25 protein-coding genes and 1 riboswitch are annotated in these 23086 nt (G+C 63.0%); of the genes, 9 read left to right on the top strand and 16 right to left on the bottom strand.

The window, feature by feature from the left end; genetic code table 11:
- Nucleotides 1-36 precede the first annotated feature (36 nt).
- Nucleotides 37-1389 (bottom strand): hypothetical protein, encoded by a 1353-nt coding sequence (locus tag BSP239C_RS08385; protein ID WP_145997422.1) that lies wholly within the window; start codon nt 1387-1389, stop codon nt 37-39.
- Between the two features lie 327 nt (nt 1390-1716).
- A complete protein-coding gene (locus BSP239C_RS08380; RefSeq protein ID WP_101571816.1) occupies nt 1717-2232 on the bottom strand; it encodes a HutD family protein in 516 nt (171 codons plus the stop codon).
- Between the two features lie 217 nt (nt 2233-2449).
- Here BSP239C_RS08380 and BSP239C_RS08375 point away from each other — a divergent pair, with 217 nt between their 5' ends.
- Complete coding sequence (locus BSP239C_RS08375) at nt 2450-3883, top strand: MFS transporter (RefSeq protein ID WP_101571813.1); 1434 nt, start codon at nt 2450-2452, stop codon at nt 3881-3883.
- Nucleotides 3884-3959: 76 nt separating this feature from the next.
- Here the strand turns inward: BSP239C_RS08375 and BSP239C_RS08370 are convergent, their stop codons facing one another.
- The gene (locus BSP239C_RS08370; RefSeq protein WP_101571811.1) at nt 3960-4322 is read right to left on the bottom strand and encodes a VOC family protein; all 363 of its coding nucleotides are present in this window, start codon (nt 4320-4322) and stop codon (nt 3960-3962) included.
- 65 nt (nt 4323-4387) lie between these two features.
- A riboswitch (TPP riboswitch) is annotated at nt 4388-4494 on the top strand.
- Between BSP239C_RS08370 and BSP239C_RS08365 the strand changes: the two genes are divergently transcribed.
- Both BSP239C_RS08365 and BSP239C_RS08360 read left to right on the top strand, forming a co-directional pair.
- A complete protein-coding gene (locus tag BSP239C_RS08365; protein WP_257930135.1) occupies nt 4485-5201 on the top strand; it encodes a TenA family protein in 717 nt (238 codons plus the stop codon). (Overlaps the previous riboswitch by 10 nt.)
- A gap of 12 nt (nt 5202-5213) precedes the next feature.
- Complete coding sequence (locus BSP239C_RS08360) at nt 5214-5894, top strand: uridine kinase (RefSeq protein WP_101571806.1); 681 nt, start codon at nt 5214-5216, stop codon at nt 5892-5894.
- Nucleotides 5895-5932: 38 nt separating this feature from the next.
- On the opposite strand, the gene BSP239C_RS08355 is transcribed toward BSP239C_RS08360, so the two are convergent.
- Nucleotides 5933-6184 carry a hypothetical protein gene (locus BSP239C_RS08355; protein WP_101571805.1) on the bottom strand — a complete coding sequence of 84 codons (252 nt, stop codon included), beginning with the start codon at nt 6182-6184 and terminating at the stop codon, nt 5933-5935.
- Nucleotides 6185-6378: 194 nt separating this feature from the next.
- Here BSP239C_RS08355 and BSP239C_RS08350 point away from each other — a divergent pair, with 194 nt between their 5' ends.
- The gene (locus BSP239C_RS08350) at nt 6379-7857 is read left to right on the top strand and encodes an NAD(P)/FAD-dependent oxidoreductase (RefSeq protein ID WP_101571803.1); all 1479 of its coding nucleotides are present in this window, start codon (nt 6379-6381) and stop codon (nt 7855-7857) included.
- Here the strand turns inward: BSP239C_RS08350 and BSP239C_RS08345 are convergent.
- The 4 genes from BSP239C_RS08345 to BSP239C_RS08335 all read right to left on the bottom strand — a co-directional run bounded on the left by BSP239C_RS08345 (nt 7829) and on the right by BSP239C_RS08335 (nt 11326).
- The gene (locus BSP239C_RS08345; RefSeq protein WP_101571801.1) at nt 7829-8794 is read right to left on the bottom strand and encodes a DMT family transporter; all 966 of its coding nucleotides are present in this window, start codon (nt 8792-8794) and stop codon (nt 7829-7831) included. The two genes, BSP239C_RS08350 and BSP239C_RS08345, sit on opposite strands and share 29 nt — an antisense overlap.
- Nucleotides 8795-8875: 81 nt before the next feature.
- A complete protein-coding gene (locus BSP239C_RS08340; RefSeq protein ID WP_101572044.1) occupies nt 8876-10063 on the bottom strand; it encodes a PLP-dependent aminotransferase family protein in 1188 nt (395 codons plus the stop codon).
- 151 nt (nt 10064-10214) lie between these two features.
- Nucleotides 10215-10343: a hypothetical protein gene (locus BSP239C_RS21085; RefSeq protein ID WP_257930134.1), complete on the bottom strand. Its 129-nt coding sequence runs from the start codon at nt 10341-10343 to the stop codon at nt 10215-10217.
- Between the two features lie 224 nt (nt 10344-10567).
- Nucleotides 10568-11326: a metallophosphoesterase gene (locus BSP239C_RS08335; protein ID WP_101571798.1), complete on the bottom strand. Its 759-nt coding sequence runs from the start codon at nt 11324-11326 to the stop codon at nt 10568-10570.
- Between the two features lie 73 nt (nt 11327-11399).
- Here BSP239C_RS08335 and BSP239C_RS08330 point away from each other — a divergent pair, with 73 nt between their 5' ends.
- Nucleotides 11400-11975 carry a TetR/AcrR family transcriptional regulator gene (locus tag BSP239C_RS08330; protein WP_180958955.1) on the top strand — a complete coding sequence of 192 codons (576 nt, stop codon included), beginning with the start codon at nt 11400-11402 and terminating at the stop codon, nt 11973-11975.
- Between the two features lie 95 nt (nt 11976-12070).
- The gene (locus BSP239C_RS08325; RefSeq protein WP_219618865.1) at nt 12071-12970 is read left to right on the top strand and encodes a GyrI-like domain-containing protein; all 900 of its coding nucleotides are present in this window, start codon (nt 12071-12073) and stop codon (nt 12968-12970) included.
- Nucleotides 12971-13008: 38 nt separating this feature from the next.
- Here the strand turns inward: BSP239C_RS08325 and BSP239C_RS08320 are convergent, their stop codons facing one another.
- A complete protein-coding gene (locus BSP239C_RS08320) occupies nt 13009-13953 on the bottom strand; it encodes an EamA family transporter (RefSeq protein ID WP_101571793.1) in 945 nt (314 codons plus the stop codon).
- Nucleotides 13954-14044: 91 nt separating this feature from the next.
- On the opposite strand from BSP239C_RS08320, the gene BSP239C_RS08315 reads away from it, so the two are divergent.
- A complete protein-coding gene (locus tag BSP239C_RS08315; RefSeq protein WP_101571791.1) occupies nt 14045-14932 on the top strand; it encodes a LysR family transcriptional regulator in 888 nt (295 codons plus the stop codon).
- 18 nt (nt 14933-14950) lie between these two features.
- Here BSP239C_RS08315 and BSP239C_RS08310 read toward each other — a convergent pair whose 3' ends face one another.
- The 3 genes from BSP239C_RS08310 to BSP239C_RS08300 all read right to left on the bottom strand — a co-directional run bounded on the left by BSP239C_RS08310 (nt 14951) and on the right by BSP239C_RS08300 (nt 17245).
- Nucleotides 14951-15814, bottom strand: coding sequence for a hypothetical protein (locus BSP239C_RS08310; RefSeq protein ID WP_101571789.1), 864 nt, complete (start codon nt 15812-15814; stop codon nt 14951-14953).
- Complete coding sequence (locus BSP239C_RS08305) at nt 15811-16356, bottom strand: hypothetical protein (RefSeq protein WP_101571787.1); 546 nt, start codon at nt 16354-16356, stop codon at nt 15811-15813. The genes BSP239C_RS08310 and BSP239C_RS08305 overlap by 4 nt, the downstream gene beginning before the upstream one ends.
- Nucleotides 16357-16429: 73 nt before the next feature.
- Nucleotides 16430-17245, bottom strand: coding sequence for a hypothetical protein (locus BSP239C_RS08300; RefSeq protein WP_101571785.1), 816 nt, complete (start codon nt 17243-17245; stop codon nt 16430-16432).
- A 128-nt stretch (nt 17246-17373) separates the two neighbouring features.
- On the opposite strand from BSP239C_RS08300, the gene BSP239C_RS08295 reads away from it, so the two are divergent.
- On the top strand, nt 17374-17601 hold the full coding sequence (locus BSP239C_RS08295; RefSeq protein ID WP_009881540.1) for a DUF3073 domain-containing protein: 228 nt from the start codon (nt 17374-17376) through the stop codon (nt 17599-17601).
- Nucleotides 17602-17825: 224 nt separating this feature from the next.
- On the opposite strand, the gene purM is transcribed toward BSP239C_RS08295, so the two are convergent.
- Genes purM through BSP239C_RS08280 form a run of 3 tightly spaced genes read right to left on the bottom strand, consistent with a single transcriptional unit; the run spans nt 17826 to nt 20906 of the window.
- A complete protein-coding gene (purM, locus tag BSP239C_RS08290; RefSeq protein ID WP_101571783.1) occupies nt 17826-18920 on the bottom strand; it encodes a phosphoribosylformylglycinamidine cyclo-ligase in 1095 nt (364 codons plus the stop codon).
- Between the two features lies 1 nt (nt 18921).
- Nucleotides 18922-20403 (bottom strand): amidophosphoribosyltransferase, encoded by a 1482-nt coding sequence (gene purF / locus BSP239C_RS08285; protein ID WP_101571781.1) that lies wholly within the window; start codon nt 20401-20403, stop codon nt 18922-18924.
- A gap of 44 nt (nt 20404-20447) precedes the next feature.
- Entirely contained in the window at nt 20448-20906 is a 459-nt protein-coding gene (locus BSP239C_RS08280) for a hypothetical protein (protein WP_180958954.1), read from the bottom strand.
- Nucleotides 20907-21066: 160 nt separating this feature from the next.
- On the opposite strand from BSP239C_RS08280, the gene BSP239C_RS08275 reads away from it, so the two are divergent.
- Nucleotides 21067-22047: a universal stress protein gene (locus BSP239C_RS08275; protein WP_101572042.1), complete on the top strand. Its 981-nt coding sequence runs from the start codon at nt 21067-21069 to the stop codon at nt 22045-22047.
- A gap of 33 nt (nt 22048-22080) precedes the next feature.
- On the opposite strand, the gene BSP239C_RS08270 is transcribed toward BSP239C_RS08275, so the two are convergent.
- Nucleotides 22081-23010, bottom strand: a complete 930-nt coding sequence (locus tag BSP239C_RS08270) for a DMT family transporter (protein WP_101571779.1) — start codon at nt 23008-23010, stop codon at nt 22081-22083.
- Nucleotides 23011-23086: the final 76 nt, after the last annotated feature.

Here is a 23086-nt window from a genome sequence, read left to right as displayed (position 1 = left end):
CCGGCATTTCTGGTCTGACCACAGGTGGGAGTGTCTTCAGCCCTGCGCGGTCGCGGCGCTTCCGTCTCCGCCTGAACTGGATCCCCCACCGGCATCGCTGCCAGAGCCTGATCCAGAGCCTGAGCTGGAGCTTGATCCGCCGGAGCCGCTGGAGCTGCTGCCCTGTGAGTCGGAGCTGGATCCCGAAGCGTCACTCGAACTCGCGCTTCCCGAGGTGTCTGCGCCAGTGCTGCTGGAGCCGCTCGAGTCGGTGCTCGATCCCGAAGAGCTGTCACTGCTGCCGGTGTCTCCTGCCTGCTCGGTTCCCGTCTGATCAGCGGTCGCGGAACTGTCGGAACTGGCGGAGCCGCCGTCGCTTGCCGAGGTGGACTGCCCTTCGCTCGTCGTCGAGCTCTCGTTCCCGCTTCCCTGATTCGGGTTCTGGCCGGACTGGGAGGCCGACCCAGAGGAATCCGAGTTGGAGGTTGACCCGCCGTCCTGCGAGGTGCCGGACTCATCGCCGGAGCTCGAATTCCCCGTGACGGACCGCGAGATCTGCGAGGTGCCGGGCGAGATGTCGGCAGCGGTGAATGATTCGGCCATGACGACGGCGCCCAATCCGATTCCGAATGTCGCCACTCCAATGGCCACCGGGTAGAGCACCCGTTTGCGACGCAGCTTCTGCCACCATGACTTGGCGTCACTGCCTTCTGTCTCCGATTCAGCGGCTGCTGTATCGGCATCAGGCGAGCCGGAATCTGGCGCACCTGCGTCACTTCTGCCAGCGGCCGTTTTATCGCTCAGATGACCGAAGGTGCTGGTAGCCCGAAGAGCTCCTGAGGCCTGGTCGCCTACCGCGGCGGATCGCTGCGTCTTGGCGCCAGGCGATTTCGCCTTGACCGCTGGGGCGAGCTTCGAGCCGACTTCCTTGATCTTCTCTTTGCCCTTGTCGAGGCTGCTGGTGTAGAGCGTCACAGCTAGCCCGGTGATGATGCTCGCGACGCCCGCGCCGACGACGGTTCCGGCGACGCCCAACTGTCCGCCGATGACCGATGAGGTGGCCGCGGCCGCCGCACCGGCGAGAAGCTGGGTCGCTGAGACCCTGCCTTCGTTCTTCTCCTTCTTCTCGACCACGTCGTTCTTCGCCGTCGAGTCACCGTGATCAGCAGTGGCGTTCACGACCGTCGCGGTTGCGTCTGCAGCCGTCGCAGGTGTGCCGACGGCAGCTGTGTCCTCCTGCCTCATCCGAGTCGCCGACGCCGGCGACTCTTCGCGTCGGATGGGATTCGGCGGCATCACCGGTGTGGTCACATGCGGGGTCGTCGTCGGTGTCGAATGAGCATTCTCGGCGTGGGTGGCTGCAAGTTCTTCGGTGATTAGAGGCAGGGTCTGAGATGCCTGCACGATCATCTCGGAATCACCGACTCCGGAGGTTGATCTGTGGTGATCTTTTGCTGATCCGTCGTGATCGGACGCTGATCCGTCCTGCCCATTCAATCTGCTTGACTCATTCTGATTCGACCCCAAAGTTCCTCCGATGACTGGTCCCTGAGTCCAGTATCGTCCGTCGATTTCCGGAGTTCCTGACCCACCCCCGTAGAAGCTGGGACAACACTGTGAACAGGAAGTCACCCTAAGGGCCCTGACCTGCAACGATGATGGTCAATGTGACGCATGGGACATGCGCTTCGCATGATATTCGCAGGTCCGGATTCGGTGTCTGCGACGACCTGTGCCTCAGTGCAGGACGGCCACGCCGAGGTGGTCCGGAAGAACGTCCGATTCCTCGAACTCCAGCAACTGGAATCTCGGGTACCCGGGGACCGAATCCAAGGTCACTGCGAACAGCCCGGTGCCGGTGAATCGCGTCGACAGCTCCAGTCCACGCTGACCTGAGCCGAGCCTCTTGTTTATCTCGACCATAAGATTGAGCGCGAAGCACGGGGCGCCCAATCCGACGAGGGACACCTTCTGCTCACCACGGAATAGTGCGGGCTCGGCCGGCGTCACCGGGTGCCTGTGACCGTCGATCTCAAGGACCACCTCGGCGCCGGTGGGAAGAAAGGTGCGCGCCATGCCGGGCATAGGCGAGAACTCAGCCGGACGGTCCAGACGCGCGATGCTCAGGCGCCAGCGCCGAAGGGCCGGTGTCAGGACCTGCGAATCGGTGAGCGAGACGAGCTCGGTCGTCTCCCCCGCGCCATTGGCCCAGGGAACCGGTTCGAGGTCGTCGAATGAAGTGATCACGCGCATGTGATCACTGTAGTCGCGGCGCACCACTTGCCAAGTGAGCGCAGAGGACTAGCCTTGGAACGTGCGTTTTGCCCATAACGATCGGGTTGCGAACAGATACAGCGGAAACATCACCCATACAGAAGAGAGGCACGCCGGGGTTTCCTCCGCGTGATTCTCAAGTGCCCTGAACAGCAGTTCTCGTGTGTCTCTCCCCCGGCAATCGGAAGGGAAAAACATGTTCGGACCAGACAACGTCCGCAAGCGCTGGCGCCCAGACGAGATCACCGTGACGAAACCCGACGTCACGAAACGTGCCATCGGAGCAGCAGCGATCGGAAACGTCACCGAGTGGTACGACTTCGGCGTCTATGGCTACCTCGCCGTCGTCATCGAGGGCATCTTCCTCCCCAAGGACTCCGGCCCCATCGGCCATGTCATCGTGGCCGGGCTCTTTGCAGTCGCCTTCCTTGTCCGCCCGCTCGGCGGAATGTTCTTCGGCCCCTTGGCGGACAGGATCGGCCGCAACAAGGTCCTGGCGATGACGATGATCATGATGGCAGCCGGCACCTTCCTCATCGGCGTGATCCCTGACTATGCGACGATCGGTCTGTGGGCGCCTTTCCTTCTGCTTGCCTGCCGACTCCTGCAGGGATTCTCCACCGGCGGCGAGTACAGCAACGCGATGACGTTCATCGCCGAATACGCACCGGATCGGCGCCGAGGATTCCTCGGCAGCCTGCTCGAGGTCGGTACCTTCACCGGCTACGTCCTCGGCGCTCTGGTTGCCACAATCATGCAGGCCGTATCCACCACAGGCTTCCTGAAGACCTGGGGCTGGCGCATTCCCTTCTTCGTCGCCCTGCCGTTGGGTTTCGTCGGCGTCTACCTGCGGACGAAACTCGCCGACACCCCGGCATACAAAGAGATGGAGAAGCTCTCCGAACAGGAAGAATCCAGCAACCGCACGAAGGGCGAGTTCAAGAAGATCTTCGCGCTGTGGCCCAACCTTCTGGCCTGCTGCGGTCTGGTCCTGGCGTGGAACGTCACGAACTACATGTTGACCTCATTCATTCCCCTCTACTTCCCGATGGTCCAAGACATTCAGGGCAGCGGCGGGGTCTCAGAACTCACGTCCCAGATTCTGCAGATCCTCGTTATGGCGGTCTGTCTCGGACTGATTCCGGTCATCGGCAAGGTCTCTGATCGGGTGGGTCGCAAGGCAGTTGTGCGCGCGGGATCGATCTCACTCATCGTGCTCTCATTCCCGTCTCTGATGCTCATCCGCGGTCATAGCGACATCATCGTGTTCCTCGGTCTGCTGATCATGGGGCTCAGCCTCATCTGCTTCAGCGCGACGATGCCCTCGACGCTGCCTTCCCTGTTCCCGACGATGGTGCGAGCAGGTGCGCTGGCGATCGCCTTCAACATCTCGATCTCACTGTTCGGCGGCACCACCTCGGTCGTGATGACCAGCCTCATCAGCGCCACCGGCTTCCTCATGTGGCCGGCGATCTACCTCGTGGCCGCGGGAATCATCGGACTCGTTGCGATCCATTTCGTGGAAGAGAGCAATGGTCGTCCGCTGTGGGGATCGACTCCGTCGGCGGCTTCGGAGGAAGAGGCCGAGGACTTGGCAGAAGAGCTCAACCAGGAGACCGAAGCGACCTGAGCCGGTGCTGTCTCCTCAGGGTCTGAAACACCCAGAGGGCGAGCGCACCCAGGGGCGGCCCACCCTGGTGACAACCTCAGTTCAGAACGATGCAGAACGGGTGACCTGCCGGGTCGAGGAAGACGCGGAAGGTCTCGCCTGGCTGGTCAACTGCCTTCCCTGCACCGAGTTCGACCACTGCTGCCTCGGCGACATCAAGGTCATCGACGACGACGTCGAGGTGCATCTGCTGTGGGTGGGCCTGGCTCGGCCAGCTGGGGGCGTGATAGTCCTCGACCTGCTGGAAGCAGATCGGCGGCCAGGAATCTGATGTGATCTCTGCCCAGGTGCCGTCGTCATCGACTCTGACCTGCCAGTCGAGGAGTTGACCGTAGAACTCCGCGAGTTCGCGTGCGTCAGGGGCGTCGAGAACGACGACGGGCTGCTTTGCGATTGCCATGCTGGAAGTCTACGCGCCACCGGTGTCACGGTGAAGGGCACAGGTGCTTCGCCGGTGCTAGGCTCGAAACACCACAGGGGAGCGCCGACGAGACCGGTGCTGAGAGTGCGCAAGCAGACCCTTCGAACCTGATCCGGTGAGCACCGGCGGAGGAAGTGAGAGATGACAAGGATGAACGACGTCCCACAGCAGACCAGCACCAGTATTCACCTGAACCCAGGCGGGCCGGTGGCGACATTGAGAGCGGCGACCGCCCCCACCTGGGACGCCGCGGTCGGGCACAGGTTCGTTAAGGAACTGTTCGCCGGGACCCTCGACGATTCCGTGATGAAGAAGTATCTGATTCAGGACTATCAGTTCTTCGAATCGTTCCTGTCGATGCTCGGCGCCTGCGTCGCCCACGCCGATGGCATCGGCCCCAAACTCCGGTTTTCCAAACAGCTCGGATTCCTCGAAGCAGATGAGAATTCCTACTTCCTTCGGGCCTTCGCCGAGGTGGGTGCCAGTGCCGATGAATACGACGATCCGGTGCTGACCGATCCGACCGCGCGGTTTCGCACCATCATGGATGACGCGGTCGTTTCTGCCTCTTACCCGGACCTGCTCGTCGTGCTCGTCATCGCCGAATGGCTCTACCTCGACTGGGGCGAGCGCGAGGACCCGATGCCCCGTCGCCACGTTCACACCGGATGGATCGAGCTGCATCATGGTGAGGACTTCCGTGCCTGGGTGCAGTTCCTCGTCGACGAACTTGAGAGGGTGTTTCCCACCGGCGACGAGGCTGAATCCGCCACGGCCCGGGCCCGGCTGGCGCGCCTCTGGCAGCGGACGGTTGATGTGGAGTTGGCGTTCTTCGAGGAGGCCCATGTGCTCGACTGAGGGCGGCACCAGGTGAGTACCCGTCGTGCGGTTCTGCGGCAGCTGCTTGCACAGATCCGCGAGATCAATTCTGGTGGGCGGAGCCTCATCGCCGTCGACGGGGTCGACGGAGCGGGCAAGACCGTTCTCGCCGGGGAGCTTGTTCGGCTGGCTGCCCAGGATGGACTCCGCTCTGTTGCTTCACTGAGCATCGACGGCTTCCATCACCCACGTTCGACCCGGTATGCGAGGGGGCGAGGACCCGAGTCGTTCTACCGTGACTCCTACGACTACCCAGCGCTCAAGCGGTCAGTCGCGACTGCGTTCAAGCAGGGGTTGCCTGTTGTCACAGCCGTTTGGGATGTTGTTGCCGATACCAGTATCGAGAGTGCACATTCCAGTCTCGACTTGCCACAGGATTGCGTCCTTCTCGTGGATGGCATCTTCCTCCATCGGCCTGAGCTCCGTGAGTTGTGGGACGCCAGCATTTGGGTGCAGGTACCTTTCGCGGTCTCTGTTCCGCGCGGGAACGAGCGCTTTTCCGGGCAGTACGATCCTGATCCCGAGGCAGAGTCCAACCATCGCTATGTCGGCGGGCAGCGGCTCTATTTCGCACAATGCTCGCCGTGGGAGATGGCGACATGGGTCCTCGACAACGAGGATCTGGCACACCCCCGCCTTGCCGCGCGAGCAGGGCCACCGATAACTCAGTAGCCGAGAACTGGAAAGGGGCAGGCAACGCACCATCTGCCTCACACAGGGGCATGCTGATTGTGTTTGACGATCTTCGCAACGATCGCAGCGACGGCGCAGCCTACTGCGATGAGGAATGGCACTCCGACAATCACCGTTTCGACGATCATGACGAAAGTGTGTTGGAACATGTTCGCCAGAATATTCACAGCGGCGAATGCCACCATGCTGAAAGCGAGGAAGAAGCCGGCTGTCTTCACCAGCCGAGTCGGCAGCGTCCCCCGACGCTCCCGTATGTTCAATGTGCTCATCGCCGATCACCTTCGATCCTGATCACCGTCGACGCCGTCTGCGCAACTCGCGATGTACTTTGAGGCTACGCCTGAAAGCTTGGCGAGCCATGGGGGTACCTGGGATGTTCGATGCAAGAGAAAGTCCACCGCTCGCCCCTGCTCATGCCGGTCCTCGCCCTGGTCGTGTCAGTCCTCTCCCCTAGAATGAACCCATGAGCAATCCCCAGGTAGATGCGGTTGTCGTCGGATCCGGGCCCAATGGCATGGCCGCCGCGGTCACCATGGCTCGGGCGGGCCTGTCCGTGCAGGTCTATGAAGCCCAGTCCACCATCGGCGGCGGCGCACGCACCCTCGACCTTGGCCTGGCCCCTGGCATCAGCCATGACATCTGCTCGGCCGTGCATCCCTTGGCGATCTCGAGCCCCTTCTTCGTCGACTTCGACCTGCGTTCCCGGGGCCTCGAGTTCACCACTCCGGAAGTCTCCTACGCTCAGCCTCTGGACAATCAGCCCGCCGCGCTGGCATTCCACGATCTCGATACAACGGTCGATCACCTCGGCGCGGCCGGACCCGAATGGCGGCGCTTCTTCGCCCCGCTGCTCGAACGCGTCGATGATGCGATCTGGTTGTCCCTCGGTGACAAACGCTCCATTCCGGAGACGCTGCGCGATGTTCCCGGCATCGCCAATGTGATGAGATTCGGGCTGCGGCTGCTGTCCCAAGCCAGCCCGGCCTGGAACATTCCGCTCTCACATGAGACCTCCCAGTCCCTGTTCACCGGTGTCGCCGCGCACGCGATCGGCGGACTGCCGGCCATGGGCACAGCTGCCACGGCCACCATGCTCTCGACCGTCGCCCACGCCGCCGGATGGCCGTCGCCTGTGGGCGGTTCGCAGGCGATCATCAACGCCATGGTTGCCGACCTCGAAGCCCACGGCGGGTCTGTGACGACGAACGCGCGCATCGATCATGTCTCCGATATGCCGGCCGCCCGGTCATATCTCCTCGACACCTCCGCCTTGAACGCGGCACAGATCTTCTCCGGCCTCATCCCGGCCAAGGTCGCCAAGTCGCTGCGGTCCTTCAAGCAGGGCAACGCCGCAGCCAAGGTGGACTTCGTCCTCAACGGACCCGTGCCCTGGGCCGACCCTAATATCAACCGCGCCGGCACCATCCATGTGGGCGGAACCCGGGCACAGATGGCCGCAGCCGAGGCGGATGTGATCGCCGGGCGCATGCCAGCCCACCCGGTCAGTTTGGTCTCCGACCCGACCGTCTTCGACCCAGCGCGTGAGGTGGACGGCCTACGCCCACTGTGGACATATGCCCACGTCCCCTTCGACTGCCCACTCGACCCGGCCGAATACATCATCAACCAGATCGAACGCTTCGCACCCGGCTTCCGCGACACGATCGTCACGTACAACTCCATCCCGGCTTCAGAGATGGCTGGTCACAACCAGAACTACATCGGCGGCGACATCGCCACCGGGCTCGTCTCCTTCTACCGGATGATGGCTCGCCCGCGCACCAGTTGGGACAACTACAGCCTCGGCGTCCCCGGCGCCTACCTGTGTTCGGCCGCGACCCCACCGGCACCCGGCGTCCACGGAATGAACGGGTGGTTCGCGGCTCGGCGAGCGTTGAAGACGCAGTTCGGCATCAGCGAGGCCCCGAGCCTGGCTCCCTGATAACCTGCCGGTGCCGGTGCGAACGCATCCGCCACACTCCGTTGGCCACGGCCACCGCCACGACGACGAGGCCCGCACCAAGCGCCTGCCCCAGAGTGAGCTTCTCGCCCAGGATCAGGGCCGCGAGCACAAGGGCGAGCACAGGTTGGATGAGCAGCAGGCTCGCCGTCATCGACGGCACCAACCGGGCACTTCCCCTGTTGATGAACAGCCACGCCACCACCTGCCCCAGCAGAGCCAAGGCGATGAGATACATCCACGACCTCGGACCGATCCCCGCGAGGTGGATGCCGCCGGTGAACTGGGCGATGACCGCCGCGGTCACAGCCGCCGAGGCAGTCGCCCAGGCCAGGGGCTGAATGGCCCCCTCGGCCTTACGCCTGGTTCCCCGGCGGGTGAGGAACATGTACACCCCGTATCCGATTCCGGCGATAAGCGCGAGAACGGTGCCGAGAACAGCGTTCTCCCCCACCGCGGCCAGAGACACGATCCCACCGACCAGGCCGACGCCGATGAGCATCAGCGGCAGGGAGATGAGGAAGCGTACGCTCACACGCTCCCGGTCGATCAGCAGGGCAAGCAGGGGCAACACGATGACCTGAACGTTGACGAGCACAGTGGCGACGCCGGCACCCACGAGGTAGATCGAGGCCGTCCACGCAATGTAGTCGATGCCCAGCGCAACGCCGGCCGCGATTGCCCAGAGGATGCCAGATCGTGAAAGACCACTGTGGCGCCTGCGTTCGAACAGCGCCAGGGGCACGAGTGCGATGACGGCGATCGCGCACCGCAGCACGGCCGTCGTCGCCGCGTCCACACCCGCAAGTTTGACCAGGATCGCCGAGATCGACAGGCACAGCGCACCGGCAAGCACCGCCGAGGCGGCGAGTGCGGTTGGCGGCTCCGGCGCTGGAGCGACCCTGGGGGCGACGGTCATATGTTGACCGTAAGCCCGCGGCTGCGATTTGGCACTACCTCCGGCACATGTCACTGCAGCCCAGGGACGCAGCAGGGACGATCAGATGTGCTCGCGCAGGATCGTGCCCAGTCGGGTCAGGGCGTCGACCATGTCCTCATCCGACTGACCAGAGTAGCTGAACCGGGCGAAGTTGCTGCGCTGTTCGGTAGGGAAGAACGATTCCCCGGGCACGTAGGCGACTCGGGCTTCGGGCAGGGCGTGTTCGGCCATGAACGCGGTCGCGTCGAAGTCGTCGGGGAAGGCCACCCAGGTGAAGAGTCCACCTTCGGGTCTGGTCACAGCCACCTCGGCGGGGAAATGTTCGGCCATGGTCGAGAGCATGAGGTCACGTTTGGCGCGGTAGACCTCACGCATCTCCGAGATGTGGTCGTCGATGTCGACGGTCTCGAGGAACCGTGTCACCGCGGTCATGTTCAGGGTCGACGACTGGGTGTCGGCGGCCAGTTTGAGCAGGCTGAGCTTGTCCAGGATCTCCGGTGCCGCGCTCACCCACCCCAGGCGCACGCCTGGAGCAAGGATCTTCGAGAAGCTGCCAAGGTGGATGACTCGGTGCTCGGTGTCGAGTGAGGCCAGGGTGGGCAGCTGTTCGCCTTCGAAGCGCAGCTCGCGATAAGGCGAGTCCTCGAGGATGAGCACATCGAACTCATTGGCCAATTCGATGATGCGCTTGCGGCGCTCGAGGCTGAGGCTCACGCCCGTCGGGTTCTGGAAGTCGGGGATGACGTAGATGAACTTGACGTTGCCTGCCTCCCGCAACGTTGCTTCGAGGGCGTCGACGTCCATGCCATCGGAGTCCATCTCGACGGCGACGTACTCAGGTTGGCAGGGGTTGAAGGCGATGAGGGCGCCGAGGAAGGTCGGGTTCTCTGTGAGGATGACGTCGCCGGGATTGATCAGCAGCTTCGCGACGAGGTCGAGGCCCTGCTGGGCTCCATGGAGGATGAGGACATCATCGGCATCGGTTGCCGCTCCCGCATTCGACATTCGCTTGGCGATTTGCGCACGCAGACTCGGCAATCCCGCCGAGGCGGTGTACTGCAGAGCGGTCGCACTCTCCGTGGCCAGGACCTCGGTATAGATCCGTTGGAGTTCGGCGGCGGGAAAGAGCGCGGCATCCGGGTAGCCACCGCCGAAGGAGGTGATGGAAGGGTCATCGCCGTACTTGAGCAGCTCGCGGATGGCGGACGGCTGTACTCGGTCGATGCGATCGGCGAACTTGCGAGACACTTCTTCTCCCTTGAAACGTGGTGGCGAACCTGCAGCCCCGCTTACGGATCCGTGCGGTTCACCAGTGGTGATGAGGTGATCGTAGCGTCGAATCGCGAGCGCGGTCACCGGTGTCCGTGTGATGGTTCAACAGCGATATCAGAGAAGCGAGTCAGGCTCGCATCCAGTCGTCGGTTTTGCCTGTCGTCGGCAGAGACGACGGATCGTCGACCAGGTTGTCGTCGCCGACGTCGACGGCCGCACCGGCAATGCACAGGTATCCTGCGTGACTGACATTCACACAGTCGAACTCCTCGGCCACCTGTGACCAGTCACGGATTACCCAGCGCCCGCGGCGTCCGGTCGTTTCGCCCCAGTCGTAGCGGTGCTGAGTGACATCAAGTGGATAGCGTCGACACAGCCCGGTTCAGCCGTCGGGCCGGTTGATCTCCAGGATGCCGGATGTCTTCTCGGATCCGCAGGCGGCAAGCGCGCGCTCAGACCCGAAGCTGTCTTCGACGCTGGTCATAGTCCCACCTTATGCGCCGGGTCCTCCTCTGGGCTCAGTGTGTGAAAGCGGGTGGTGATGCGCTGGCTCGGATCAATGGTGTGAACAGCCAGCCCCGGCAGTGCGCTGTCATCGGCGATCTGGTCCGGCTGTTCCACCAGGTGCATGGTCGATACGATTCCCGGCGCCCCCAGCATGGGCCGGCCGGCGAAGGTCGTTGCTACGGCACAGTGCACGTGCCCTGTGAACATCCCGATGACCGAGTCATTCGCCTCAATGAGATCCCTGAGATCGTCGGCGTTGCGGAGCCCAAGGCCATCCATGACCGAGTGCCCGATCGCGACGGGTGGGTGGTGGAGCGCCAGCACGACAGGCCCGGGACTGGCGGCGATTGCCTCGTTCGCAAACTCCACGGTCACCGCGTTGAGATATCCCGCGTCTTCGCCTTCGATGAGGCTGTCGAGGCCGATGATGGTCACATCGCCGACTGTCTGCACCGAGTCGAACCGCTCCTGCTGCGTCGGCGTCATGAAATGCGCCATGTCCTGACGTCTGTCGTGATTTCCGGGAACGACAAGCGTTGGAAGCTCGGTTTCCATCAGCTCAGAGAACTGCTGGTATTCCGCGACTTCCCCGTGGTCGGCGATGTCGCCGGTCACGACGATGGCATCGATATCGGCGAGGTCGTGGACCGCGTCGAGGACTCTGCGCAGGCGCTTGGCTCGAGCTGGTCCGCCGTCAAGGTGAGTGTCGCTGAGATGAGCAATTCGAGTCATGGTCGGTCCCGTCTGTCAAGATGACTGTACAGCTGACCATACCTATAGGTATGCACGCTTGTATAGTGGCACAATGACCACGAAACATACCACCGGCACCCTTAGCCGGGAACGCTTGGTGAAGGCCGCCCAAGATCTGCACTGGAAGCACGGTGTAGCCGCGACTACACCGCGCCAGGTCCTGGAGCGCAGCGGCGTGGGGCAGGGCAGTCTCTATCACCATTTTCCGACGAAGCGGGACCTCTCCCTGGCAGCGGTCACTCGCACCGTCGAAGAAATGCTGGAGTCGGCACGCTCGACACTGCTCGCCTCCTCAACTCCGCCGCAACGTATCCGCGAGTACCTGTTCCATCCCCGAGATGCAGTGGCCGGGTGCCGAGTCGGCCGGCTCACTGCTGATGCCGCCGTCATGTCGGACTCCGAACTGCAGAACCTGATCGCCGACTACTTCGTGGAGCTCATCGCCATCGTCACCGATGTGTTTGCCGAAGACGGGATGGACCGAACGAAGGCCCAACAGCGGGCAACAGCCGCGATCGCGACCGTTCAGGGCGGCTACGTCATCTCTCGTGCACTCGGCGACCCCCAGCCCATGGCCGACGCCATCAACGGAATGCTCGAGCTCTTAGAACAGAAGTCGAGCACATAACGAGAGATGGAGCCGAAACACGACAGTATCGGACCGGAACTATCGGGCGGAGCAGGCTCGGCGATTGGAAGTATTGATGAGCGAAGGGAGACATCGTGATCGCTGAACTCAATACGCTCATCGACCTCATCGAATCGGATCTGAACAGAGGCGACGGAACTGCTGACGCTGCGCTCGATCCGGGCCTCGACCTCGAGACGTTGACGGCGCAGATCGGCACCACCGAATATCACCTCCGGCGCATGTTCTCGTCCCTGTCGGGAATGCCGCTGTCGGAATACGTTCGCAGACGGCGCATGACTGTGGCCGCTGCTGAGGTCGTCGCCGGGCGAGAACTGCTGGGCATCGCCGTCCGTTTCGGATACGGTTCGGCGGAAGCATTCGGACGAGCATTCCGCTCGGTCCACGGCACGAGCCCTGCAGTGGTGCGGCGCAGCGGTGGACCCCTTCGCAGTCAACCAACCATCAGGTTCCGCCTGACGATCGAAGGGACATCCTCCATGGACACTCGAATCACCGAACAACCAGCATTCTCACTCATCGGCCATGCCGCGCGCGTGCCTCTCATCCATGAGGGCGAGAATCCGCACATCCGCGAACACATCTCGTCACTGCCTGATGACGAGCACGTTCGGCTCAAGGCCCTCAGCGAGATGGAACCCCGTGGGCTCCTTCAGGTCACGGCCCATGTCGACCCGGACCACCGCGAGGGCACCGAGCTCACCTACCTGCACGGAGTCGCAGTCGGGTCAGACGCCTCGGCACCGAAGGACCTCGATGTCATCGCCCTCGAGGCAGGCACCTGGGCGGTCTTCACCGCCTCAGGGCCCTACCCCGAAGCCCTTCAGACGACCTGGGCGGCGACGGCAAGTGAGTGGTTCCCCTCGAATCCGTGGCAGCTTCGGCCGGGGCCGTCCATCGTGGCGATTGCCGAACGGTCGGAAGATTTCAGCACCGCCACGACCGAACTGTGGATGCCGGTCGAACGCGGATGACGATATGCCCGGGTGCCCTCGCCGGTGCACCCGGGCGCTCACCGCGTCCCAGCTGGGACGTCGACAACGGAGTCCATGCCGGTGGACACCGCCTCGGCGAGTATCTTGTGCCCCTTCGCCGCTCGCATCCCTGCGCCGAGGACACCGATGATGACGAGGACCGCTCCGAACAGCTCACCCAAGGACACCGTCTCGCCGAGGACGAACCAGGCGGTGCTCATGCCGACGATTGGCACGAGCATCGAGAACGGGGCGACGACTCCGGCAGGATTGCGCGACATCAGCCACGACCAGATTCCGGACCCAAGGATCGTAGCGATGACGACCGTGTACGCAAGTCCTGCCAGACCCAGCCAACCAGTGGGGGTCATGAGCGTCGTCAACGACTCTCCGATTCTGGCCGGACCTTCGACCACCAGAGCGAGAAGCAGCATAGGCACCGGTGGGATCACCGACATCCACATTGTGAACTTCACCGGCTCAACGGAATGGGCCTGACGATTGCAGATATTTCCGATCGCCCAACCAAAGGCACCTGCGACGGTGAGCAGGAATGGCAGGAAGCTCGCATTCGAGTCGAATCTCTGCCACCCGACGACTCCAAGACCGGCCATCGCGACGAGTAGAAACACCATCTGCGAACCGCGCACCTTCTCCCGCAGGAACGTCATCCCCAACAGCACAGTGAATGGCCCCGAGGCCTGAAGGACGAGTGAGGCCAGTCCTGCAGGCATTCCTGCTGCCATCGCCCAGTAGAGGAACAGGAACTGCAGGAGCCCGAAACCCATTCCATAACCCACGATCCAGCGGAACTTCACATCGGGTCTCGGGACCAAGAACAGTGCCGGAAGCGCAAGTACGGCGAAACGCAGAGCAACGAGGAAGAAGGGAGGGAACTGCTCGAGCGAGAAATCGATCGCCAGAAAGTTCAATCCCCACATCACCGCCACCGTGGCGGCGAGAAGGCAGTGCTTGAAGGACATGACTCCATTCTCGAGTCAGCACCACAATTGACACAATCGACATGTTCTTCAATGTATTTGTAGCCTGACTTAACACTTGTAGCATTGGGACATGGACCCCAGACACCTTGAGCTGCTGCGGCGCCTCGCCGAACTCGGCAGCGTGACCGCCGTAGCCGGAGCCACGTACCGCACACCATCGGCGGTCTCTCAGCAGCTCAAACAGGCAGCACGAGAACTGGGGCACGAGGTCGTCGAACCCGAGGGTCGCGGACTGAAGCTGACGAGGGCCGGGAGACTTCTCGCCTCGGGAGGCAAGGACGTGGCCTCTGCGATCGCCCGTGTGCAGGCGGACTGGGAGGACTACCTCGGCGAGGCCGCCGGCGAAGTGAAGATCGCGGGACTGCCGAGCGCACTCACCTATCTCATTCCAACCACACTGCAGCGTCTGCGTGAAACCAACCCGAGCATCGTCGTGACCACCACCGATGTGGACCTCGCTGAACACGAATTCGCGGGTCTGACTTCGGAGTTCGACATCGTCGTCGCCCACAGCCTGATTTCCCGACGCCCCTCCAATACAGAAGGACTCACGGTCGAATCCTTGGCTCGGGAACGCATCGATGTGGCGATGTCCGACTCCCACCCGCTGGCCAGGCGCAGCGAACTGGCTCCAGACGACCTCGTCGATGCCCGGTGGATCGGCGTGCCAGAAGGATACCCGTTCGCCACGATCATGTCGTCGATCGAGCACGTGACCGGACGGGCACTCGAAGTCACTCAACGCATCAGGGACAACCGTCTCATTGAAGCGATCGTCGCCTCCAGCGATCACCTTGCGCTGCTGCCGCGACTCACGACTCCGCAGAACGCAGGTCTCACTCTCGTGCCTCTGACCGGAGTCACGACCACGCGCTGGGTTGTCGCGGTCATGCGCCCCGACACCGCCGAACGCGCAGCCCTCAAACGGGTGCTCGACGCCTTACGGCACATCGCCTGACACTCCGGCGCGAATCGGCTAACGCCGGGCGGCGAACCGTTTCGGCACCAGCTTCTCCAAGGGCAGGAATGCCGCCCAGCAGATGACCGTCGGCAGGAAGTGGATGCCCAGGGCGATGTAGGTCATGAGGTGGAAGAGCATGAAGAAGATGACGGCACCGTAGAGCCATTTGCCCTTGAAGAACAGCACGATCGGCGACAGGAACTCGAAGACTAACGTCGCCCACTGACCGGCGATGAGCAGGCCCGGCATTTCGAGGAACGGCTTCGACCATTCGGCACCGCGGCGCATGAGTGCCCAGATGATGACGGCACCGTTGGCCCAGTGAGTGATGTTGCCCGAGGCGATCCACTTCATAACCACCGAGTAGAAGTAGGTGAGGACGACAGCGATCTGCACGACCCGCAGTGCCCACCCCGCCTTCGCCGAGGTGGTTCCCACGTCCCGGAATCGCGCGACTCCGACCGTCGGCAAAACCACCACAGCGATGACGAGGGCCATGTGATCGTGGGCGACGTAGCCATAACCCTGGGTGTAGAACATCCACAACCCGAAGGTCAGCGCGACGATCCACCCACTCAGGCGCTGCAGAATTCCGGCGGCCGCCAGCAGCGAGAAGACGATGATCGCGGCGAGCAGGATCTGTGCGCCGACGACGCTGACCGGTGGGATGTGGAGGAACCTGGCCAGCCACAGCGGCTGGTAGAGGTCGGGAGTCCACCCGTGTGGGATGACATCGGCGGAGATGGTCAGGACATCGATGATGACGAAGAGGTAGATGAAGACGCGGAAGACCGCGACCCGGGCCAGAGGGAGCTGCGGCGTGAACCAGGCGATGACTGGGTTTCCGGCCTTCGCCTCGGCTGTGGTGGGCTTGTTCACTGCACCTCCCAAGTCGCCAGGATCTTGTGTTCGGGTTCGCCGACGCTGCGGCCGTTCTCCAACTGGGTCACGCTGCGGCAGAGGATCATCTTCTCCGGCTTCGGCTCGTCCGGATGGAGGCGTTCAAAGGAATCTGCCAGGGTCTGCAGGAGCTCGGGGTGGGTGATGACCCGGTCGAGCTGAGACTCGATGTCGCCGCGTTCGATGCCCACAGTCGCCGGGTTGAAGCCGAGCCGGCGCGGTTCGTCCTCGCCGGGGAACTGCGCTTCGATGCAGGTCGAGTTCACCGTGCCGTTGAGATCTTTGGCTGTCGCGTACTGAGTCAGTGACCCGAGCGGGAAGAAGTCGTTGGTGTTGAGGAACTGCCCGCAGGTGAGGATGATGAGGGCCACAGCAGTCGCGCCGAGGCGCCACACGATCGACCAGGTCGTCATCGGCTTCGGATTGGTGGCGGTCGGTGACTCGTCGGCAGACTGGGTCTGGTCGGCAGGTTCCGAATGCGGCTTCCTGCTCGTCAGAAGTCGGTGCTTCTTCTCATCCATGCGCTGTGTGGTTCACTCTCTCGACGCCGCAGTTACGCAGACTATCGTAACCGCCACTGGGTAGTCGGAGGACTCAGGAACTGCGAGCGTAGAGATTGAGCTGTTCCCACATCGCCGCATACTTCTGGAAGGATGCGACCGCAGTTTCAGGGTCGTCGTTGCTCAGCGCGGTCACCCACGAATCGACGAGTTCCGGTGCCTCGTTGGGCCAGAGCACATCGCTCATACCGCCCAGGTCGAGTTCGAGCACGGAGTTCATATCGAAGCCGTCGACCCACTGAGCCAGAATCGATGTCTGCTCAACCATGTCGACGACCTTGGACTTGTCGGCCACGGTCTCCGCCGCCCATTCCATCCTCGCCGAGGCGGCCAGAATGTCCGTACGGATGAGGATTCTCAGCCCGGCATCGGTTTCGTTCGTAATGATCTGGTCTTCGCTGAGGGAGAAGAACAGCCACCATGACGGTGGCACGTCCCAGGCCGAGACTCGTGTGAAGACCCGAGTGTCCTTTGCGTCCTGGAGCCACTCGGCTCGACGGCTGGCCGCACGCCTGCGCGCCGACTTCGGAGCGATGATGTCCAGCGTCGCCTTCGAGGTGTGTTCGCTCAGCGCTTCAAGTGCTTCCCACCCGCGAATGTCCTCTTGAGCGGGGCAGTAACGATCGACTCCGTCCGAAGTCTGAGACGCAGGAAGGAAGATCGGGGTATTGCGAAACGATTCGGCCACAGGGCTCGGCGGCAGTGAGATCAAGCGCTGATCGGCATCATCGGAGACCTGCTCCTCGACCCGAGCACGGTTGTCTTCTACCTGCTCGTCTTGCAATGCGGAATGAACCACGGTGGGCTCGAAGATCCGCAGAGTGACAACATAATCGCGACTGTAGGACATGGGTTCACCCTATCCAAGGTCGGGCCGCAAAATGGAACTTCCCACTGCGAACAGGTAGGATTTAAGCGCATAGCAGAGATCTAGTCCGGGGCGCTTCGCCCCAAATGACGACGGAGGGGGTCACGCCAGTGGGTCGCGGCCGCGCAAAGGCAAAACAGATCAAGGTTGCCCGGAAGCTGAAATATTACAGCCCGGACACCGACCTGAATAGACTCCAGCAGGAACTGGGTTCCGAGTCGCAGGCGTCCGGTTCGTCAGATCCGTACGACAACGAGCCGGACTATTCGGATTACGCCGACAAGTACAACGTCGACGATGACGACGAAGAAGACGACTATACACAGCGCGAATCTTGACCGATCAGCACTGATGTGACCGACGCTCAGATACACAGAGCATCGGATTCGCGCAAGTGAGAAGGCGGAGGCTACGGCCTCCGCCTTCTGCGTTGTCTGATGGCAGGTGCGTTGACTCAAGGCAGGTGTTCGCCCTACAGACAGTGGCATCTCATATCCGTGGCTCCAGCGTGCTGCCGCACCCTGAGATGGCCCTGCCCACCTGCAGGTGAGACCGCCTACTCTCAGCGGAGGATTGCGGCTCCGCCGTCGACGCCTTTGGCGCCCTGGACGTAGTCGAGTTCCGAGGCCAGTGAACCGTCGTCGACGCTGACCTCGCCGAGCACCCAGGAGCCGGGGCTGGCGGCGAGCACGCTGTCGACGGAGTCTGCGGAGGTCACGAGGACCATTCCGACGCCGAGGTTCCAGGTCCGCTCCCGGTCATCCTGCGGCACTCCGCCAAGATCGCCGAGAGTCGAGAAGACCGGAGGGATCTCCCAGGAGGCACGCGACATCTTGGCCACGAGGCCCTTGGGCAGAACGCGGGCCACGTTCGCAGACAGTCCCCCGCCGGTGACATGCGAGACCGCATGCACAGCGTCGGGCAGAGCCGAGAACAAGGCGTTGAGTTCACCGGTGTAGACGTGCGTGGGAACGAGGAGCTCCTCGCCCAGGGTGCGGCCGAATTCCGGCACGTTGCGATCCAGGCTCCAGCCCGCCTCGGCGATGATGTGCCTGACCAGGGAGTAGCCGTTGGAATGGATGCCGGATGACGGCAACCCGATGAGCACATCCCCGGCGGTGACCTTCTCAGGTCCCAGCAGTTTGGATGACTCAACGACGCCGGTGGCGGCACCGGCAACATCGTAGTCGTCAACCCCGAGCAGGCCCGGGTGCTCAGCGGTCTCTCCGCCGACCAGTGCAACATCGGCGCCAGCACATGCCTCGGCGATGCCGCGGACGATGTCGGCGATGCGTTCGGCCACGACCTTGCCGCAGGCGATGTAGTCGGTCATGAACAGAGGCTTGGCACCGCACACGATGATGTCATCGACGACCATGCCCACCAGGTCGTATCCGATGGTGTCGTGCTTATCGAGAGCCTGCGCGATCGCGACCTTCGTGCCCACACCATCGGTCGACGAGGCCAACAACGGGCGCTCGAAGTTCTTGAGTACAGAGACGTCGAAGAGTCCGGCGAAACCGCCCACCTCTCCGACGACATTCGCATTGTGAGTCGCTGCAACCGCGGACTTCATCAGTTCGACGGCGCGGTCACCGGCCTCGACATCGACGCCGGCAGCGGCATAGGTGGTGGACTTTGCTGGATCGGTGCTCAACTCAACATCCTTTTTCTGCGGGGGTGTTGTTGACAGGAATCGGGTACTCGCCCGAGAAGCAGGCGGTGCACAGTTGGCTGCGCTTCTGCTGGGTGGCTTCGACCATCCCATCGAGAGAGATGTATCCCAGGGAATCGGCGCCGAGGTTGTCACGGATCTCGTCCATGTTCAGACCGTTGGCGATGAGTTCGGCCCGGGTTGCGAAGTCGATGCCGTAGAAGCAGGGCCACTTGACCGGTGGTGAGGAGATGCGCACATGGATCTCCTTCGCTCCGGCTTCGCGGAGCATCCGGACGAGGGCACGCTGGGTGTTGCCGCGCACGATCGAATCGTCGACGACGACGAGGCGTTTGCCCTCGATGTTCTCACGCAGCGGATTGAGTTTGAGGCGGATGCCGCGCTGTCGCAACGTGTCCGAGGGCTGGATGAATGTGCGCCCGACATAGGCGTTCTTCATCAGACCCTGGCCGAAGGGGATGCCTGACTGTTCGGCATAGCCGACGGCCGCTGGTGTCCCTGATTCCGGGGTGGCGATGACGAGATCGGCATCGACGGGGAACTCGTCGGCCAGCTGGCGGCCCATCTGAGTCCTGGCCGAATGCACGGTCTTGCCGTTGAGCACGCTGTCGGGACGAGCCAGGTAGACGTACTCGAAAACGCAGCGAGCCTGGTCCTGTTCGGCGAACCGGAAGGAACGCAGTCCGTCTTCGTCGATGGCAATGAGTTCGCCCGGCTCGACATCACGCACGAAGGAGGCGCCGACGATGTCGAGAGCCGAAGTCTCGGAGGCCACGACCCAGCCGTTCTCCATGCGTCCCAACGACAGGGGCCTGACTCCGTGGCGATCACGTGCCGCGTAGAGGGTGTTCTCGTCCATAAAGGCCAAAGAGAACGCGCCTTCGACCTTGGGCAGGAGGTTGAGCGCAGCCTCGGTGAGGTTCTCGCCCTCTTCGGTGGCGAAGAGTTCTGTGACCAGGGAGGTGTCATTGGAGGAGTCGCGGAAGGGGCGAGTCCGGCTGACCTTCTTCGTGGCGTCCTTGACGACCTTGTTCGCATCGTCGCGACGGCCATCGGCCAGGGCCTCGAGCTCATCGAAGTTCGTCAGGTTGCCGTTGTGCGCCAAGGCGATGGTGCCGAACGGGGTGGGCCCGAGCGTGGGCTGTGCGTTCTCGAACGAGGGGGAACCCGTCGTCGAATAGCGCGTATGTCCGAGTGCGATGTGGCCTTGCAGAAGTTCCAGATCGCGTTCATGGAAGACCTGTGAGACCAGGCCCATGTCGCGGTAGATCAGGATCTGTTTGCCATTGCTGGCAGCGATGCCTGCGGACTCCTGCCCACGGTGCTGCAGAGCGTATAGCCCGAAGTAGGTGAGTTTGGCGATTTCCTCGCCTGGCGCCCACACTCCGAATACTCCGCAAGCATCCTGAGGTCCGCGGTCCAGGGGGTCAATTTCGTGCGTTAGTTGCCCGTCTCCTCTTGCCACGTGAAAGATTGTCTCACATCGACGGGCCCCACTTCGCAGGGAGTTCAGACTCCGGTACTCGAAGACCCGTTGCGGGGCCCGTCGGACGACCCGCTGCAGGGCTCGTCATCGGCACTGGCATCCGCCTCGGCGACGGGCTCAGATGGTGTGTGCGAGCCCGCATCGGGATCTTCTCCGTTGGCTTCGGCAATACGCCGACGCGCGATCTCCTTCGGATCGTCGACGACGTCGATCTCTGCACCGACGCGGTACTTGCGGGCCTTCCTCCGACCCATCCAGTCGAGGATCACGGCCAGAAGTCCACCGAGGAACAAGCCGCCGACGGCAAGGATGAGAAGCAGAAGCCCTGCCCCCTTGCCCACGGTGTAGCCGGCGGGCATCGCTGTGGGATCGACGAAGAGGGTGAGCACGCCCGCGACGAGAGCGCCGAGAATCGCGCCGAGTCCCATGAATACTGAGTACTTGGGGCTGCGACGAACGGCGACGTCGATCTGATCCTTCATGGTCTCCTCGGGCAAGAGTGTCGGTGGCGGGTCAGTGGCACCCGCATTTCAAGTCGCGGACAGTCTAGTCGAGAACTCTTCCACTGACTCCCAGGCAGTTGTGCGACCCATCCCATAAGGTGGAGACAGACACAGCAGTGGTTTTCACATAGGGGTGGACATGTCTCATACGATCATCGTCGGAGTCGACGGCTCAGCCAACAGTCAATGCGCGCTGCAGTGGGCGATCAAACATGCGCAGCTGACCGCTTCGGAGATTCGACTCGTGGCGGCCTACACCGTCCCCGGCGTGAATATGAGCCAAGCGGACATCGTCTACCCGGCCGATTTCGACATCACGATCAAAAGGTCGGTGCAGCAGCTCGTCGACGACAACGCACGAACCGTCACCGACGCCTCGGTGCCGGTGTCGACAGTGGTCTTCCCCGGGGATGCCTCGGGTGCGCTGGTCGAGAACTCGAAGAACGCCGATCTCGCTGTCATCGGCGCCCGCGGTCGCGGAGGTTTCGCCGGCCGCCTGCTCGGGTCGGTGGCGTTGGCGATGCCCGCGCACGCACTCTGCCCCACTGTGGTCATCCCCAGCACCTGGCCGGAGCGCCCGCTGCCCGAGAGGCCCCTGCCCATCGACCTGCCAGTGCGCTCCTCCGACGCACGGACGACCACCACCGAGTCCAGAGACCGTCGTCCCGATTTCACCGGTGAAGTCGTCGCCGCGATCGATCCGTTCGAGACCGATGGTCCGGTCCTGCGTGAGGCTGCGCAGCAGGCGCGGATCTATGGTCTGCCCCTGCACCTGGTTGGCATCACCGCCGCTCACGTGCTCTCCCCGGAGTGGATGCCCAGCGAAACGCACCTGGAGAAGATGTACGACGAAGCCGTGACCTCGAGGGAAGATGCGGTGGAGTCGCTGCGGGAGGAGTTCCCCGAAATCGAGGTTCGCTGGTCGATCTTCGATGCCCCCGCCACCGAGGTGCTCATCAGCGCCACCTACACCGCCGAACTCATCATCATGGGTTCGCGCGGTCGCGGTGGTTTCGTGTCGACGATCCTCGGGTCGACGTCCCAAGCCGTGCTCTCCCACGCGGTGTGCCCCATCCGAGTGGTGCGTGTACTCCGCCGAAAGGCAGCGAAGAAGCGCTGAGGTTGGCGCGCTGCGGCGGCGTGGACGGGGCCGTCAGCCCAGAGCGATGAGGCTGATCCCGGCGACGACGACCACCGCGCCGGTCAGCTTCATGGCGATGTTCTTCTCCCCGAAGAACCACCAGGCCAACAGTGTGCCGACGATGATCGAGGTCTCCCGCACCGGAGCCACCAGGGACACCGGTGCCTGCTGCATGGCGAAGAGGACGAGCAGGTAGGCCAACGGGGACAGGATGGCGACAGTGATCAGGGCTCGCTTGTGCCCGGACAGGATCGATGCGACGTCCGCCCTGCGTCCCGCACCGCCTGGGAGCGCCACGATGCCCAAGGCCATGATGACCGCGACGCAGGCCTCGGACACAGCGAAGTAGAGCAGCGGTGAGTCGGTGATGTGGTTGACGGCGAAGTCATCCCACAGTGTGTACGAGGCGATGAAGCATCCGATCAACCCACCCCAGGCCAAGCCGCGTCCGATGCCGTAGCTGTGAGAGCCGTGGTGGCCGCCGCCGAGGCTGCTCTTCGAAGCCCCGATGCCTGCGCCTCGCGGTCGCACCGTCACCACCGCGATGCCGGCGAGGACGACGAAGGCGCCGATGGTTTCAGGAGGCGTCGGCCGCTCGCCCAGGAACAGCACGGCGATGATGATCGTGATGATCGGCCCGACCCCGCGCGCCGTGGGATAGACGACGCCCAAGGGCGCATGGTCATAGCCGGACTGCAGAGACACCGAGTAGGCGATGTGGAAGACCGCACTGAGCACCGCGGCGGCCACAATGCCCAGATTGATCTGATCGGTGACCGAGACAAGCAGCCAGATCGCAATCGGTGCCAGCAGGATCGCAGACAGTCCGTGATAGGCCAGTACGAAAGCGTAGCCTTTGCCGGAGACGGACTTCGCTGCGATGTTCCACAGGGCATGGGCCACCGAGGCGACCAGCACCAGTCCCAGGACCGCAGGAGTCATCGACGACCACAACTGCGCACGAGGCTCCGCACGGACGATATCGTTCCGACCCGGGGTACTGCACCGACCTCAGGCA

This window comes from Brevibacterium sp. 239c (genome assembly GCF_900169365.1).
Taxonomy (GTDB): domain Bacteria; phylum Actinomycetota; class Actinomycetes; order Actinomycetales; family Brevibacteriaceae; genus Brevibacterium.
This window is presented reverse-complemented; position numbering and strand designations above follow the sequence as displayed.